Source organism: Sphingomicrobium sediminis, assembly GCF_023805295.1.
Taxonomy (GTDB): Bacteria; Pseudomonadota; Alphaproteobacteria; order Sphingomonadales; family Sphingomonadaceae; genus Sphingomicrobium; species Sphingomicrobium sediminis.
The window spans coordinates 1014221-1028542 of sequence record NZ_JAMSHT010000001.1 but is presented as its reverse complement, the minus strand read 5'-3'; the positions used below and the strand labels follow the sequence as shown (position 1 = coordinate 1028542).

Here is a 14322-nt window from a genome sequence, read left to right as displayed (position 1 = left end):
GGTCAAGGGCGGCCCCTCGTGGCAGGGGTCGGCCCATGAGTGAAATCGCCGTCATCATCCTGGCCGCGGGCAAAGGCACGCGGATGAAATCGCGCCTGCACAAGGTGCTCCACCCCATTGCCGGCAAGCCGATGATCGAGCATCTGCTCGGCAGCGTCGATGCCATGTCGCCGACGCGCTCGGTGGTCGTGGTCGGCCAGTGGAAAGAGCAATTGGAAGAAGCGCTTTCAGCGCGCAGCATCGACTTTGCCGAACAGGCAGAGCAGCTGGGGACCGGACATGCCGTGCAGCAATGCGCGGGGGCGTTGGAAGGCCATGCCGGCCCCGTCCTCATCCTTTTCGGCGACGTGCCGATGGTCTCGCCCGAAACGATGCATGGCATGGTCGAGCGGCTGGGGGCGGACGACGCACCCGGCATCGTCGTCTTGGGCTTCGAGCCCGAGGACACCAAGGCCTATGGCCGCATCATAACCATGGGCGACGACACAATCGACCAGATGGTCGAAGCGCGCGACGCCAGCCCCGAACAATTGAAATGTCGCTTGTGCAATTCGGGCATCATGGCCGTGGACGGCGCGCGCCTGTTCGGCTGGCTCGACCAGGTCGGCAACGACAATAAGGCAGGCGAATATTACCTCCCCGACATCGTCCGCATCGCGCGGCGCGAGGGCGCGCAGCCGGTCGTCGTAAAAGGCAGCGAGCGAGAGGTGACCGGCATCAATAGCCGTGCTGAACTCGCCGCCGCCGAAGCGCAATGGCAGGAGCATAAGCGTGAGGAAGCCATGGACAATGGCGTCACGCTCCGCGCGCCCGAGACCGTCTTCTTCAGCTGGGATACCGAGATCGCCAATGATGTCGAGATCGAGCCCCATGTCGTGTTCGGTCCCGGCGTCAGCGTCGGTACGGGCAGCCGCATTCGCGCTTTCTCGCACCTCGAGGGCGCGAGCGTTGGCGAAGAATGCGAAGTGGGTCCCTATGCCCGGCTGCGGCCCGGCGCGGACATGCGCGACGGCTCCAAGGTCGGCAATTTCGTCGAGATGAAGAAAGCCGTGCTGGGTGCGGGTGCGAAGGCCAACCACCTTACCTATCTCGGCGATGCCGAGGTGGGCGCGGGCGCGAATATCGGTGCGGGCACCATCACCTGCAATTATGACGGATACGGCAAGTATCGTACCCAAATCGGGGCTGGGGCCTTCATTGGCTCGAACAGCGCATTGGTCGCGCCGGTCACCATTGGCGAGGGCGCGATTATCGGTGCAGGCAGCGTCGTCACCAAGAATGTGAGCGCCGATGCCATTGCCGTCGCGCGCGGCGAACAGAAGCAGTTGGACGGCGCGGCCAAGCGCTTCCGCGATAAAAAGGGTAAGAAGTAGATGTGCGGGATCGTTGCGATTGTCGGCAAGTCGCCGGTGGCCGATCGGTTGTTCGACGGGCTGAAGCGGCTCGAATATCGCGGTTATGACAGCGCTGGCATCTGCACGCTCAAGGACGAGGATTTCCAGCGTCGCCGCGCCGAGGGCAAGCTCGGCAATCTCGAACAGCTTCTCGAAGAGCAGCCGATGCAGGGCGAGATCGGCATCGCGCACACCCGCTGGGCCACCCATGGCGCGCCGGTCGAGAAAAACGCGCACCCGCATATCGCGGGTAATGTGGCGATCATCCACAACGGCATCATCGAGAATTTCAAAAGCTTGCGTGAAGAGCTGGTCGCCGACGGGCACGAAATGCAGTCGGACACGGACAGCGAAGTCGTCGCGCATCTTGTCTCGCGCGAACTCGAAGGCGGGGCGAGCCCGAAGGATGCGGTCGCCGCGATCCTCTCGCGCCTGCACGGGGCCTTCGCCATGGCTTTCCTGTTCCGCGATCATGACGATCTCGTCATCGGTGCGCGCCGCGGCAGCCCGCTGACCATCGGCTATGGCGAGGGCGAGAATTATCTGGGCTCGGACGCCATCGCGCTGGCGCCCTGGACGCAGCGTATCGCCTATCTCGACGAAGGCGATTGGGCAGTCCTCACGCGCGAGACGGTCCAGATCTACGATGCCGACAATCAGCCTGTCGAACGCGAGATCGTCGAGTCCGGCGCCTCGGCCAGCGCGGTCGAGAAGGGCAATTACCGCCACTACATGCAGAAGGAAATCTTCGAGCAGCCGATCGTGCTTGCGCAGACGCTGCAATCCTATCTGCGTCCTTATGACGGCGAGATTTCGCTGCCCGACAACCGGCTCGAGCTGTCGACCATCAACCGTGTGACGATCGTTGCTTGCGGCACCAGCTTCTATGCCGGGATGGTCGCCAAATATTGGATTGAGCGCTTTGCGCGCGTGCCCGTCGACATCGATGTGGCGAGCGAATTCCGCTACCGCGACCCCATACTCGTGCAGGGCGAACTCTCGCTCTTCATTTCGCAATCGGGTGAGACGGCGGACACGCTGGCGGCACTCCGTCACGCCAAGGAATGCGGGCAGGTCATCGCCGCGGTGATCAACGTGCCGACAAGCACCATGGCGCGCGAGGCGGACCTCCTGCTGCCGACCCATGCGGGTCCCGAAATCGGCGTCGCGTCGACGAAGGCCTTTACCTGCCAGCTGGCGGTGCTCGCGGCCTTTGCAGCGCGGCTGGCGCGGGCCAAGGGCATGTTGTCGGCTGAGGAAGAAGCCGAGATTGTCGAGCATCTGCAGGAAGCGCCCGAGGCGATGCAGCAGGCGCTCGATCATGACGACGATATCGCCTCGATGGCGCACCTCGTCTCGCCGGCGCGCGATGTCCTCTATCTGGGGCGGGGGCCGGACTATCCGCTCGCGCTCGAAGGGGCGCTGAAATTGAAGGAAATCAGCTACATCCACGCCGAAGGTTATGCTGCCGGCGAGATGAAGCATGGTCCGATCGCGCTCATCGACGACCAGGTGCCGGTCATCTGCCTCGCGCCGTCAGGTCCCTATTTCGACAAGACCGTGTCCAACATGCAGGAAGTAGCCGCGCGCGGCGGCAAGATCATCCTCATCTCGGACAGCGAGGGGATCGACGAGGCGGGCGACGATGCGATCGCCACGATCGAGATGCCCAAGGCGCATCCGCTGATCCAGCCCATCGTCTATGCGGTGCCGGTGCAACTGCTCGCCTATCATGTCGCTGTCGCCAAGGGCACCGATGTCGACCAGCCGCGAAATCTCGCCAAGTCGGTAACGGTCGAATAGCGCCCGCTAGCGCAGCCCCATGCGGGTGGCGCGTTCGACCAGTTTCTCCCCGAGAAAGTCCATGACCGCCCGCACATGCGGTGCGCTGCGTACGCGCTCGTGGGTGACGAGGTAGACATGGCGCCGCACGGGGCCCGAGGCGAAGCATTGGACCAATTGCGGGTCGTCGCCCACAGCGATGGTCGGCATTGCCGCGATGCCTGCGCCGGAGCGGACTGCGGCGAGTAACCCGGTAGAACTGTCATACATCATCACCGGTTCGACGTTCGGCGCGTAGATTTCGAGCCAGCGGCCATAAATGTCCCAGATGCCCGGCCCGCCGCCACCGACGATCGGATGCTTGGGAATGTGCCGGAAGCTGGTGGGTTTGCCATGTTCTTCGGCATAGGCCTTGCTGCAATAGAAGGTCCAACGGTCCTGCCCGATCCGTCGGGTAACCAGTGCATCGCCCTTGATCCTTTCCGCCACGCGTAGCCCGATATCGGCCTCACCCTTGGCGAGGTCGCGCGCCTCGTGGCTGTGATCGAGTTCGATCCGGATATCCGGGAATTGCTTCTTGAATGCGATGATGAGCGGCGTGAGCATGGCCTCGGAATAGAGCTCGTTCGTCGATAGCCGGACCGTACCCGACAGGTTGCGACTGCTGGCATCGGCGTCGGCGGCCAGCGCCTCGGCAGCCTCGCGCACGGGTTTGGCCAGCTCGACGAACCGCGCGCCGGTCTCGGTCAGGCGATACCCCGCACGGCGGCGTTCGAAGAGGCTGTGACCGAGCGCCTCCTCCAGCGCTGCGATGCGGCGCGCTACCGTAGTCTGGTTCGCCCCCATCCTGTCTGCCGCCTTGAGCGTGCTGCCCTCCTCGGCGACCGCCAAGAAATAGCGAAGGTCGTTCCAGTCATACATGGCTGCCTCCCAAGGCCCCGTTCGATCCCATTCTGCAATAATGCAGAACAGGAACGCAACCTTGTTGCTCCCGCAGCCCCAATCTGCCGCGTAAATGGAGTCCCCATCGGAACAGACCGATCGATTCAATTCCAAGGGGAAGCACAATGTTGAAGATGAAAATGATGATGACTGCACTTACCGCCGCCAGCCTCGCCGCGACGCCGGCCATGGCCGAACCGGTCCAGGTGACCGTTTCTACCGAAGGGCTCGACCTTGCCAGCGTCGAAGGGCGCGAAGCGCTTGAAGACCGGGCCAAGAAGGCGGCGCGCAATGCGTGCGGCAGCCGTAGCGCGGTGGTGCTCGGCAGCGGAAAAGACGTCAAGGAATGCCGCAGCGGTGTCGTGACCAAGGTGATGGACGTTGCCATGGCCAATTTCGAACATGAGGGCCGCAGCTATGCTTATGCGACCTCGACCGCCGACAATGGCGACACGGTCTATGAAGGCGAGCGCGAGGACGGCGTCCGGTTCCGCCTCTCGGTCGATGAAGACGGCGTCGTCAAAGGCAAGGTCGGTGACAAGAAGGTTCGCTATCGCGCGCCGCGCAACTGATCGCACTTGACGCCATCACGAAGGCCGTCCCTGCCACTGGCAAGGGGCGGCCTTTTTGTCGCTAACGGGTAACGATCATGCGGCTTCATGCGTATGCTATCTCGAAACCGGATCAGCACGACATGAGGGGCCCGATGCACAGAACCGAGAGATTTTCGTTCGAAGGCGCAAACGGGCACAAGCTCGACGGGCGGCTTGAACTGCCGCGTTACGGTTCGCCGCGCGCCTGCGCCATATTCGCGCATTGCTTTACATGCGGAAAGGATAGCCGCGCCGCGACGACGATCGCCCGCGCGCTGGCCGAGAAAGGTATCGGGGTGCTGCGCTTCGATTTTGCCGGACTTGGCGGCTCGGAGGGCGATTTCGCGAGCTTCGCTACGCAGGTCGACGATCTCTGTGCTGCGGCCGACGCGCTTGCGGACAAAGGCTACCCGCCCGAATTGCTGATCGGGCATAGCCTTGGCGGTGCGGCCGTCATTGCTGCTGCAAATGAAGTCCCGAGCGTGAAGGCCATTGCGACCATCGGGGCGCCGTCGGACACCGACCATGTGCTCCACAATCTCGGCGACGGGATCGAGGAGATCGAGATGGCGGGCGAGGCGACGGTGAAGATCGCCGGCCGCGATTTCTTCGTAAAAAAGGAATTTGTCGAGCGGACACGGGGTCAGTTGCAAGAAGACCGGTTGAAGGCGCTCGCCAAGCCGCTCCTCGTCATGCACGCGCCGACCGATGAACTGGTCGCGATCGACCATGCGCGCAAGATTTTCGAAGCGGCCATGCATCCCAAGAGCTTTGTCGCGCTGGACGGTGCCGACCATTTGCTGATGGATCCCAAGCAGGCGCGCTATGCCGCCGACATCATCTCGGCCTGGGCCGACAAATATGCGCCGGAAATGGATGAGGATCATGTCCAGCGGCCACTGGACGGCACGATCCGGGTCGAGACGGCGGGCGGCAAGTTCGCGCAATGGGTGACGACGCCGACGCACCGGTTCATCGCCGACGAGCCGGTGAGTTATGGCGGGCTGGATGACGGGCCTACGCCATACGACCTGCTGCTCGGTGCGCTGGGCACCTGCACGTCGATGACCATCAAGATGTATGCGGACTACAAGAAGATCCCGCTCGACCATGTCGCGGTCGAACTCGAACATAGCCGCGATCATGGCGAGGACCAGAAATCCGACGTCGAGGGCGGAGACAAGATGATCCAAGTCATCGACCGGCACATCCGCTTGTCGGGCGACTTCGACGAGGCGCAGCGCAAGAAGCTGATCGAGATTGCCGACAAATGCCCGGTACACCGCACGCTTGAGGGCGAATTGCACATCCACACCACGGCGGAAGACTGATGGCGACGGGTGGCTGCCATTGCGGCGCGGTGCGCTTCGAGGTCGAATTGCCGGACGAGCCGGTCGAGGCCTGGCATTGCAATTGTTCGATCTGCAGCACCACTGGTTATCTGCATATCTTCGTGCCGCACGAGCAATTCACGCTCCTTGAGGGGCGGGAAGCATTGCAATCCTACCGTTTCGGCACACGGGCGGCGGAGCATCTCTTCTGCCGTCATTGCGGCACCAAGAGCTTCTACCAGCCGCGCAGCCACCCCGAAGCCTGGAGTGTCCATGCCAAGTGTCTCGACACCGAGATTCGCCTGGACGTTGTCGAATTCGATGGCCGGAATTGGGAGAAAAACAGGGCGGCGATGGACGCAGGCGAGGGGGACGGCTAGGCATCGGCCATGGCCCATCGCCCATTGAAACTGATCGTCCACGCCGAAGCGCTTCGCCACAATTGGCGCGCGCTTCGTGATGCTGCGGGCGTCGAGACGGGCGCCGCGATCAAGGCCGATGGCTATGGCTTGGGCGCGCGGCCCGTGATGGAAACCCTTTTCGACGAGGGCGCGCGCGATTTTTTCGTCGCCACTTGGAACGAGGCAGAACAGCTGGGCGCGTTGCCCGAGGGCGCGCGGCTCGGCGTGTTCCATGGTGTGGGTCCCGATGACGGGGCCGCCGCTGCCTCCAGCCCGGCGCGCCCGGTCCTCAACAGCGTGATGCAGGTGCAGCGCTGGCGCGCCATTGCGCCCGATCGGCCATGCGACGTCATGGTCGAAACCGGCATGAACCGGTTGGGCGTCGGCATGGACGAACTGGGCGAGCTGGACGGCCTTCGGATCGATACTCTGCACAGCCACATGGCGTGCGCCGACGAGCCAGAACATCCGCTCAATGCCCAGCAGCTGTCGCGCTTTCGCGAGGCCAAGGCGCAGGTTGCCGCGCGGCGCTACAGCCTCGCCAACAGTGCCGCCATCTGCCTTGGCGAGGACTATGCCTTCGATCTCGTGCGGCCGGGCATTGCGCTCTATGGCGGCATTCCGGTTGCCGCCATGGCGGGCATGATCGAACCTGTCGTCGAGGTGCAGGCGCAGGTCCTGCAGCTGCGCCTTCTAAAGGCAGGCGACGCGATCGGATATAACGCGACCTTCACGGCGGATCGCGACACGCCGGTGGCGATCCTCAACCTTGGCTATGCCGACGGGTTCCCGCGCAACATGAGCGGGAAAGGCCATGCTCGGATCGCCGGGCGCAAGCTTCCCTTGCTCGGGCGGGTGTCGATGGATTTGGTCGCGGTGGACGTCACCCATGCAAATACCGACCTTCGCGAGGGCGACTGGATGCGCGTCGATTATGACGTCTGCTCCATCGCGCGCGAGGCCGGCATTTCGCAATATGAAGCGCTCACCGGCCTAGGCGACCGGTTCGAGCGGGTCTGGAAGGACTAGCGCTCGGCGCTGGCCATCATCGAGCCTGCGCCCATGCGGGCCATCAGGACATCGGCGACGTCATGGCTGCTGATGAGCTCACCATCGACTGTCTCGAGAAGAATGTCGTCATTCTCGAGTACCGAGCGGAGCAGGATGAGGGCTTCGGCTTCGCGATCGGTCTTGGCGAAAATCTGCGCCAGGTTGATCCGGGCACCGACGTCGGTGAGTGCCGCGCTACGCAGTTCGCGTTCGGCTTCCTCATAATCGCCCGCGAGCATTTCCTTGTGCGCAGTATTTCCGTAGCCGCCGGCATCCTGCGCGAGGGCGGGGGTGGCGGTCAGCGTTGCAGCAAAGGCCGCAGCCAAGAGCTTCTTCATCACAACTCTCCTCTACTTCATGACTGAACTATGACAGAGAGTTTGCAAATTGACAACAAAGACGGGCGCTTTTTCGTCAAACTGTAACATTCGCTGGACAGCGAATTAGAGTTTTCCGCAATTTTTGTCGTATTATATTTTACTGAAATATTTCAGTTTGGTCGCGGTGCACGCGGAGATGCGCTCAAGTGGCGGCGGGGTCCGGCGTCTTCTTCTTGAAGCGACACAGGTCCGCGACGGTACAGCGCCAGCATTCGGGTTTGCGTGCCTTGCAGACGTATCGGCCGTGCAGGATCAACCAATGGTGCGCGCCGACGCGGAAGGGCTGGGGTGTCTGCTTGTCGAGCTTCTTCTCGACCGCGAGCGGCGTTTTGCCGGGCGCCAAACCGGTGCGATTGCCGACCCGGAAGATGTGCGTGTCGACCGCGAAAGTCTCATGCCCGAAGGCGCAATTCAGGACGACATTGGCGGTCTTGCGGCCGACACCCGGCAGCTTTTCGAGGCTAGCGCGGTCCTCAGGCACTTCGCCATCAAACTCGTCGACCAGGATCCGCGCGGCCAGAATCACATTCTTGGCCTTGGTGTTGAACAGGCCGATCGTCTTGATGTGCTCCTTGAGCGCATCTTCGCCGAGATCGAGCATCTGCTGCGGCGTCTTCACTTTCTCGAACAAAGCGCGCGTCGCCTTGTTGACGCCGACATCGGTGGCTTGCGCCGACAAGGCGACCGCAACAACCAGCTGATAGGGGTTGCCGAATTCCAGCTCTGTCTCGGGCTCTGGATTATCCTCGGCTAGCCGGCGGTAGAATTCGAAAATGTTGTCCTTCTTCACGGGGCGCGTCCTACGAACAGTCCCAGGTGAAGAGCAGGCGGTCGAACTGGCGCGCCACCAGGTCGTCGCGGCGGATCAGGAAATTGGCCTCGCCGACATCGCCCCACTGGAGGTATTTGTCCGACGTGAGGCGCAGCAGGACGCGGTCGAAATCCTTATTGCCGTCGAAGCGCAAATCGCTCTGCACGAATTCGGGATGCCCACCGACATGATGCGCCGCCGGAAGCCCACGTTTCTCGTCGTAGAGATGGTCCTCCAGCTTATTGAAGCCCTCGCGGCGGCCAAGCCCGTCCAACGCTTCATCGCCCTGCCAACTGGACGAGGACACGCCTAGCATGGCCAATGTCGGCGTCAGCGCAACGCCTTCGGTCACGGCCTTGTCCATGAGTGGTGAGGTGCCTTCGCCCTCAGGCTCAATATAGGGTCCTTGCTGGACTGCGTCCTCGAGCCCGCCGCGATGGTAGAGCGCGATGATGTCGGGCGCAGTGGGGTCGTCGATATTCATGCCCGACAGGTCATCGGAGGCGACGAACAATTGCAGGATTCCGCGACGCGGAAAGTCCGGCAGGTCGGGCAATTGGGTGAAATCGATCTGTGCCAGGAAGATGGCGGGCAAGCCGTTGGCAGCCTTGGGCCAGGCTTCACCTGCCGGTAGATAAGCGGGACCGCCCAAGCGATTGCCGCCGGCTTCGACCGGAAGCGAGGGGTCGGGGGTCAGGATGGCGGCGGGGAGCGCAAGACCGTCAAGCGCCGCCTTCCACTCGTTGATGTCTTCCTCGGACAAAGCGGGGCCTTCGGGATTGTCGTTCTCCCACTTCTTTTTGAATTCTTCCATGCCCGGCAGGCGCGACAGATCGGTGCTGGAAGCGCCGGGCCGGATCGCGCGCCACAGAAGAATGCCGCCAACGATAATGGCGAAGATCAGCGCATATTTGATCATTCGGCGTCGATCACGTCGGCCATGGAATAGAGGCCCGGCCCCTGTTCCTTGAGGAAACGCGCGGCAGCGATGGCGCCGCGGGCGAAAATGGCGCGGCTTTCGGCGCGGTGCGAGAGAATGAGCCGCTCTTGGGGCCCGAGAAAGAGGACGTCATGATCGCCAGCGACAGTCCCGCCGCGCACGGCGGCGTAGCCGATGGAGCCGGTTTCCCGTTTGAGGCCCGTGCCGCAGCGGCCCATTTCGTCATGGGCATCTTCGACGCGGCCTTTTTCGGCTGCGAGCCCCAGATGCAATGCGGTGCCAGAGGGGGCGTCGGCCTTATGCTTGTGATGCGCCTCGACAATTTCGATGTCCCAATCTTCTCGGCTGAGCACGCGCGCCGCGCGTTCGACCAGGTCGGACAGAAGCGCGACACCGAGCGAGGTGTTGGGCGCCTTGAGGACAGCAATATCTTCGGCGGCCGAGGCGAGCAGGCTTTCATGGCCCTCGTCGAGGCCGGTGGTGCCGACGAGGAGGGGCATGTTGCCGCTCAAGGCGCGGTCGATCGAGGCGCGCAGCGCGTCGGGCGCGGAAAAGTCGATGAGGACGTCGCCGCCTTCTTCGACGATCTCGATATCACCGGTTTGGGCAGCCGCATCGGAAATGGCGCGGCCCATCCGGCCGTCGGGGGCGAAAAGCGCGATTTTCATGGGCCGGTTGTGGCGCAGCGCGTGCGCCTTAGCAAGGCGCTAGCGCTCGCCCGGTACGAAGCGGCTGACCACGTCCTTGGCGAGGCGGGCAGGCTTCTGGCTCACCGCATCGAGGCAGCACCAGACGCTCTTCACTTCGGCGATGGTTTCCTCGCCGCGCTTGATGACGGTGGTGAAGAAGGCGCGCGCGCCCTGGACCCGGTCGGCAATGACGTCGGCAACGACGACATCGTCGAGGAAGGTGGGGCGGCGGTAGCTGATCTCATGCTTCAGCGCGACCCAGAGGTGGCGCGCGACGGCCTCGGGCGGGGCGACCTTCGACCAATAGTCGACGACCGCATCCTGAACCCACTTCAGATAGACCGAATTGTTGACATGACCCATATGGTCGATGTCGGCCTTCTGAATACCGATAGGATGATGAAAAGCACGCTGGACCATCGCCACAATCTCGCCACTGTTTACACTCGTGTCAATGCCGTAATGCACCGAAGCGGTTGCGGTTTCATGAATTTCGCATCATTTTTGACCTGATGCGGATCCGCAACATCGTCATCCTCACCGGCGCGGGCATTTCGGCCGAGAGCGGGCTTGCGACCTTTCGCGGGTCCGATGGCCTGTGGGAGGGGCACCGGGTCGAGGATGTGGCGACGCCGGGGGCGTTCGTCGCCGACCCGCATCTCGTCCACAGTTTCTACGACGCGCGGCGCGCGCAGTTGGCCGAGGTCGAGCCCAATAAGGCGCATGAGGCGCTGGCGCGGCTCGATGCCGAATGGGATGGCGAGCTGCTGATCGTGACGCAGAATGTCGACGATCTGCATGAGCGGGCAGGGGCCAAGCGCCTGCTGCACATGCATGGCGAGCTGAAAAGCGGCCTGTGTCTTGGTTGCGGCGAGCGGTCGCCGGTCGAGGGGGCATTGCTCGACTATCCGCCCTGTCCGCATTGCGAGCAGAAGATGCTGCGGCCGGACATCGTCTGGTTCGGCGAGATCCCCTATGAGATGGAGCGGATCGAGACGGCGCTGATGCGCGCCGACCTGTTCGTCTCGATCGGCACGTCGGGTGCGGTTTATCCGGCTGCCGGCTTCGTCCAGAGCGCGAAATATCGTGGGGCGCGAACGATCGAACTCAATCTCGAGCCGAGCCAGGGCAGCATATTCTTCGACGAGAGCAGGATGGGTCCGGCAGGCGAACTCGTCCCGGCGCTCGTCGAAGAGCTGCTGGCGGATCGCGCCTAGTCGTGCGGGGCGCGGAAGCGGACCGAACGGCTGCCGACCTTGCCGGTTACTACGCCATTGTCGAGCAGCGTAAACTCGAACGCCACACCGTCTTCGCGTGTGCCGGTATAGACGGTGCGGCCCTTCTCGTCGGTCGTCTCGACATAGGAATAGGTGTAGCCGCGATGGTCGAAGCTATGGGTCGGTTGGGGCGCGGCGAGGGCCAGCGCGAGGCTTTCGATAATCATACTTTTCTCCACTTTCTGTGTCCCATTGGGGGCAGGGACAGTGGAGATGCTGGCGTGATGAAGCGGATGCGTCGCGACCGCTTGGACGAACGGCTGCGTTACTTCGACTAATGTTGTAATCGAATAATGCAGTCGCGTGATTATTGGGTCCAGTCGAGCCCGACTTCCTCATAGACCGAGCGGTCCTCGTCCCACTTGGGATCGACCTTCACGTGAAGGAAGAGGTGGACCTTGCGGCCGAGATGTTCGGCGATTTCGGCGCGCGCTTTCTCGCCGATCGACTTCAGCTTGGAGCCGCCCTTGCCGAGTACGATGCCCTTCTGGCTGTCGCGCGCGATGCGGATCTGCTGGTGGATCGCGGTCGAGCCGTCTTTGCGCTCTTCCCACTTCTCGGTCACCACCGCGCTCGCATAAGGCAGTTCCTGGTGCAGCTGGTTGTAGAGCTGCTCGCGCGTCATTTCCGCCGCGATCATTCGATCGGTAGCGTCGGACAGCTGGTCTTCGGGGAAGTGCCAGGGGCCCTCGGGCATCGCGTCGGCAAGATGCTGCTTGAGGTCGGCAACTCCTTCGCCCTCGGTCGAAGAAATGAAGAAAACCGCTTCGGGGTCGAGCCGGTCGGACAGTTTCTGCGCAAGCTCGAGCAAGGCGCGCTTGTTCGCAATGTCGGTCTTGTTGAGGACGAGGATCTTCTTTTCGGGCCTCTGTTCGACTCCTTCGAGCAGCATCTCGACCTTCTTGGACAGGCTCGCGGCGCTGTCGATCAGGATGATCAGACGGTCGGCCTCTTCGGCGCCGTCCCAGGCCGCCTTGACCATGGCGCGGTCGAGGCGGCGACCGGGCGAGAAGATGCCGGGCGTATCCAGCAGCATGATCTGCGCGTCCTCGTGGATGGCGATGCCCATCAGGCGGACACGGGTCGTCTGCGCCTTGGGCGACACGATGGCGACCTTCTGGCCGACCAGCGCATTGACGAGGGTTGACTTGCCCGCATTGGGGGCGCCCAGAACGGCGACGAGACCGCACTTACTCATGACAATTGCTCCAATAATGCCTTTGCGGCAGCGGTTTCTGCGTCCTGCTTGCTCGAACCCTCGGCGCTAGCCTGCTTGTCGCCGCGCAGGGTGACGGTGACGGTGAAACGCGGATTGTGCGGCGGCCCCTTGGTCTCGGTTAGCGCATAAGTCGGGCTACCCAGCTTGCGCGCGGCAGCCAGCTCCTGCAGCGCCGACTTGGGATGCAGCGGCGCTTTCTTCTGCCCGTCGACCCACGGTTTCCAATTGGCTTGGACGAACTGCGTGCAGGCGTCGAGACCGGCGTCGAGATAGAGCGCACCTAGCAGCGCCTCGACGACATCGCCGATGACATTGTCGCCATGCTGTGCCTGGTCCTCGCGGGCCTGCCGGCCCAAGCGGATATGATCGGGGACGCCGAGGGCGCGGCCGACTTCGGCGCACGTCTCGCGCGCAACGAGCGCGTTGTAGCGCCGCGCAATCTTGCCCTCATCCTCATTGGCAAAGCGGGTGTAGAGCCATTCGGCGACGATCAGCCCGAGGACGCGGTCGCCGAGAAATTCAAGCCGTTCATAGCTTGCCGCGCCCTTTTGCGTGGAGCCATGGCTGCCATGCGTCAGCGCGGTTTCGAACAGGTCGGCATCCTTGGGACGATAGCCGAGCAGCTGGTCGGCCGCAGCAAGACCGGCCTCACTCATCGCCATAGTCGAGCCCGACGCGCGAGCCGCGCAACGCGCTGAACCAGGTCCAGGGCAGGTACCAGGTCGCGCTGCCGTCGCTCGACCAATAGGTGAACTCGGCGCGGCCGACGATATTCTCGCGCGGCAGCATGCCGACGCCGCCGCGGAAGGGCTGGGCGCGGCTGTCATAACTGTCGTCGCGATTGTCACCCATCACGAAGAAATGGTCCTCGGGCACGGTGACGGGACGGAATTCGTCGAGCTCGCCGGTCGGCGTCTGGTCGAGGACGCGATAGCTGATCCCGTTGGGCAGCGTTTCGCGGAATTGCGGATAGAGGCAATATTCCTGGCCGCTTTCGTCCGGTTGCACGAACTTGGTGGCGCCCGGCACGACCTTGCAGCGGCTATTTGCGCTGATCGGGAGCGCGAAGTCGCGATCGAGGCGGACGCGTTCGACCATCTCGCCATTGATCACCAGCTGGCCGCCGCGCACTTCGATGCGGTCGCCCGGCACGCCGATGACGCGCTTCACATAGTCGACATCTTCCTGGCCCGGCGGGCGGAAGACGATGATGTCGCCCGGCTCCGGATCGCCTTCGAAGATGCGACCGTCGAACGAGGGAATGCCGAAGGGGAAGCTGTAGCGCGAATAGCCATAGGGCCATTTCGACACGACCAGATAGTCGCCCACCCACATGGTCGGCAGCATCGAGCCCGAGGGAATCGAGAAGGGCGCCGCGACGAAGCTGCGCATGCCCCAGGCAAAGATGACGAGGAAAATCAGGAAGCGGAAAAAGCCGCCTTTGCCCTCGTCGGCCTTGTCCTTCTTTTCCTTGGACTTTGTGAATGGCTTGATCATGCAGCTTCCCTTTGTC

At 63.0% G+C, this 14322-nt stretch carries 17 protein-coding genes; 7 read left to right on the top strand and 10 right to left on the bottom strand.

The window, feature by feature from the left end:
- Positions 1-35: 35 nt before the first annotated feature.
- Positions 36-1373, top strand: a complete 1338-nt coding sequence (glmU, locus tag NDO55_RS05210) for a bifunctional UDP-N-acetylglucosamine diphosphorylase/glucosamine-1-phosphate N-acetyltransferase GlmU (protein WP_252113098.1) — start codon at positions 36-38, stop codon at positions 1371-1373.
- The gene (glmS, locus tag NDO55_RS05205; RefSeq protein WP_252113095.1) at positions 1374-3197 is read left to right on the top strand and encodes a glutamine--fructose-6-phosphate transaminase (isomerizing); all 1824 of its coding nucleotides are present in this window, start codon (positions 1374-1376) and stop codon (positions 3195-3197) included.
- A gap of 6 nt (positions 3198-3203) precedes the next feature.
- Here glmS and NDO55_RS05200 read toward each other — a convergent pair whose 3' ends face one another.
- Positions 3204-4097 (bottom strand): LysR family transcriptional regulator, encoded by an 894-nt coding sequence (locus NDO55_RS05200; RefSeq protein ID WP_252113093.1) that lies wholly within the window; start codon positions 4095-4097, stop codon positions 3204-3206.
- Between the two features lie 146 nt (positions 4098-4243).
- On the opposite strand from NDO55_RS05200, the gene NDO55_RS05195 reads away from it, so the two are divergent.
- From NDO55_RS05195 to alr, 4 genes are all read left to right on the top strand, one after another.
- On the top strand, positions 4244-4690 hold the full coding sequence (locus tag NDO55_RS05195) for a UrcA family protein (RefSeq protein ID WP_252113091.1): 447 nt from the start codon (positions 4244-4246) through the stop codon (positions 4688-4690).
- Positions 4691-4824: 134 nt separating this feature from the next.
- A complete protein-coding gene (locus NDO55_RS05190; RefSeq protein WP_252113089.1) occupies positions 4825-6042 on the top strand; it encodes a bifunctional alpha/beta hydrolase/OsmC family protein in 1218 nt (405 codons plus the stop codon).
- Positions 6042-6422, top strand: coding sequence for a GFA family protein (locus tag NDO55_RS05185; RefSeq protein ID WP_252113086.1), 381 nt, complete (start codon positions 6042-6044; stop codon positions 6420-6422). The genes NDO55_RS05190 and NDO55_RS05185 overlap by 1 nt, the downstream gene beginning before the upstream one ends.
- Positions 6423-6431: 9 nt before the next feature.
- Positions 6432-7472: an alanine racemase gene (alr, locus tag NDO55_RS05180; protein ID WP_252113084.1), complete on the top strand. Its 1041-nt coding sequence runs from the start codon at positions 6432-6434 to the stop codon at positions 7470-7472.
- On the opposite strand, the gene NDO55_RS05175 is transcribed toward alr, so the two are convergent.
- From NDO55_RS05175 to NDO55_RS05155, 5 genes are all read right to left on the bottom strand, one after another.
- On the bottom strand, positions 7469-7831 hold the full coding sequence (locus tag NDO55_RS05175) for a hypothetical protein (RefSeq protein WP_252113081.1): 363 nt from the start codon (positions 7829-7831) through the stop codon (positions 7469-7471). The two genes, alr and NDO55_RS05175, sit on opposite strands and share 4 nt — an antisense overlap.
- 184 nt (positions 7832-8015) lie before the next feature.
- Positions 8016-8663 (bottom strand): endonuclease III, encoded by a 648-nt coding sequence (gene nth / locus NDO55_RS05170; RefSeq protein WP_252113079.1) that lies wholly within the window; start codon positions 8661-8663, stop codon positions 8016-8018.
- Positions 8664-8673: 10 nt separating this feature from the next.
- Positions 8674-9603, bottom strand: a complete 930-nt coding sequence (locus NDO55_RS05165; protein ID WP_252113076.1) for a YwqG family protein — start codon at positions 9601-9603, stop codon at positions 8674-8676.
- Positions 9600-10292: a 4-hydroxy-tetrahydrodipicolinate reductase gene (gene dapB / locus NDO55_RS05160; protein ID WP_252113073.1), complete on the bottom strand. Its 693-nt coding sequence runs from the start codon at positions 10290-10292 to the stop codon at positions 9600-9602. Before dapB ends, NDO55_RS05165 begins: the two co-directional genes overlap by 4 nt.
- 39 nt (positions 10293-10331) lie before the next feature.
- Positions 10332-10733, bottom strand: coding sequence for an acyl-CoA thioesterase (locus NDO55_RS05155; protein ID WP_252113071.1), 402 nt, complete (start codon positions 10731-10733; stop codon positions 10332-10334).
- A 92-nt stretch (positions 10734-10825) separates the two neighbouring features.
- Between NDO55_RS05155 and NDO55_RS05150 the strand changes: the two genes are divergently transcribed.
- Positions 10826-11530, top strand: a complete 705-nt coding sequence (locus tag NDO55_RS05150; protein ID WP_425276879.1) for an NAD-dependent deacylase — start codon at positions 10826-10828, stop codon at positions 11528-11530.
- Here NDO55_RS05150 and NDO55_RS05145 read toward each other — a convergent pair.
- From NDO55_RS05145 to lepB, 4 genes are all read right to left on the bottom strand, one after another.
- The gene (locus NDO55_RS05145; RefSeq protein ID WP_252113069.1) at positions 11527-11757 is read right to left on the bottom strand and encodes a hypothetical protein; all 231 of its coding nucleotides are present in this window, start codon (positions 11755-11757) and stop codon (positions 11527-11529) included. The two genes, NDO55_RS05150 and NDO55_RS05145, sit on opposite strands and share 4 nt — an antisense overlap.
- Positions 11758-11897: 140 nt before the next feature.
- Entirely contained in the window at positions 11898-12788 is an 891-nt protein-coding gene (gene era, locus NDO55_RS05140; RefSeq protein WP_252113067.1) for a GTPase Era, read from the bottom strand.
- Complete coding sequence (gene rnc / locus NDO55_RS05135; protein WP_252113065.1) at positions 12785-13465, bottom strand: ribonuclease III; 681 nt, start codon at positions 13463-13465, stop codon at positions 12785-12787. The genes era and rnc overlap by 4 nt, the downstream gene beginning before the upstream one ends.
- Entirely contained in the window at positions 13458-14306 is an 849-nt protein-coding gene (lepB, locus tag NDO55_RS05130) for a signal peptidase I (protein WP_252113063.1), read from the bottom strand. Before lepB ends, rnc begins: the two co-directional genes overlap by 8 nt.
- Positions 14307-14322: the final 16 nt, after the last annotated feature.

Excerpts from the sequence above, each read along its gene's own strand:
- glmU (WP_252113098.1), top strand. The coding sequence starts at position 36 with ATGAGTGAAATCGCCGTCATCATCCTGGCCGCGGGCAAAGGCACGCGG.
- glmS (WP_252113095.1), top strand. The coding sequence starts at position 1,374 with ATGTGCGGGATCGTTGCGATTGTCGGCAAGTCGCCGGTGGCCGATCGG.
- NDO55_RS05200 (WP_252113093.1), bottom strand. The coding sequence starts at position 4,097 with ATGTATGACTGGAACGACCTTCGCTATTTCTTGGCGGTCGCCGAGGAG.
- NDO55_RS05195 (WP_252113091.1), top strand. The coding sequence starts at position 4,244 with ATGTTGAAGATGAAAATGATGATGACTGCACTTACCGCCGCCAGCCTC.
- NDO55_RS05190 (WP_252113089.1), top strand. The coding sequence starts at position 4,825 with ATGCACAGAACCGAGAGATTTTCGTTCGAAGGCGCAAACGGGCACAAG.
- NDO55_RS05185 (WP_252113086.1), top strand. The coding sequence starts at position 6,042 with ATGGCGACGGGTGGCTGCCATTGCGGCGCGGTGCGCTTCGAGGTCGAA.
- alr (WP_252113084.1), top strand. The coding sequence starts at position 6,432 with ATGGCCCATCGCCCATTGAAACTGATCGTCCACGCCGAAGCGCTTCGC.
- NDO55_RS05175 (WP_252113081.1), bottom strand. The coding sequence starts at position 7,831 with ATGAAGAAGCTCTTGGCTGCGGCCTTTGCTGCAACGCTGACCGCCACC.
- NDO55_RS05165 (WP_252113076.1), bottom strand. The coding sequence starts at position 9,603 with ATGATCAAATATGCGCTGATCTTCGCCATTATCGTTGGCGGCATTCTT.
- dapB (WP_252113073.1), bottom strand. The coding sequence starts at position 10,292 with ATGAAAATCGCGCTTTTCGCCCCCGACGGCCGGATGGGCCGCGCCATT.
- NDO55_RS05155 (WP_252113071.1), bottom strand. The coding sequence starts at position 10,733 with ATGGTCCAGCGTGCTTTTCATCATCCTATCGGTATTCAGAAGGCCGAC.
- NDO55_RS05150 (WP_425276879.1), top strand. The coding sequence starts at position 10,826 with ATGCGGATCCGCAACATCGTCATCCTCACCGGCGCGGGCATTTCGGCC.
- NDO55_RS05145 (WP_252113069.1), bottom strand. The coding sequence starts at position 11,757 with ATGATTATCGAAAGCCTCGCGCTGGCCCTCGCCGCGCCCCAACCGACC.
- era (WP_252113067.1), bottom strand. The coding sequence starts at position 12,788 with ATGAGTAAGTGCGGTCTCGTCGCCGTTCTGGGCGCCCCCAATGCGGGC.
- rnc (WP_252113065.1), bottom strand. The coding sequence starts at position 13,465 with ATGAGTGAGGCCGGTCTTGCTGCGGCCGACCAGCTGCTCGGCTATCGT.
- lepB (WP_252113063.1), bottom strand. The coding sequence starts at position 14,306 with ATGATCAAGCCATTCACAAAGTCCAAGGAAAAGAAGGACAAGGCCGAC.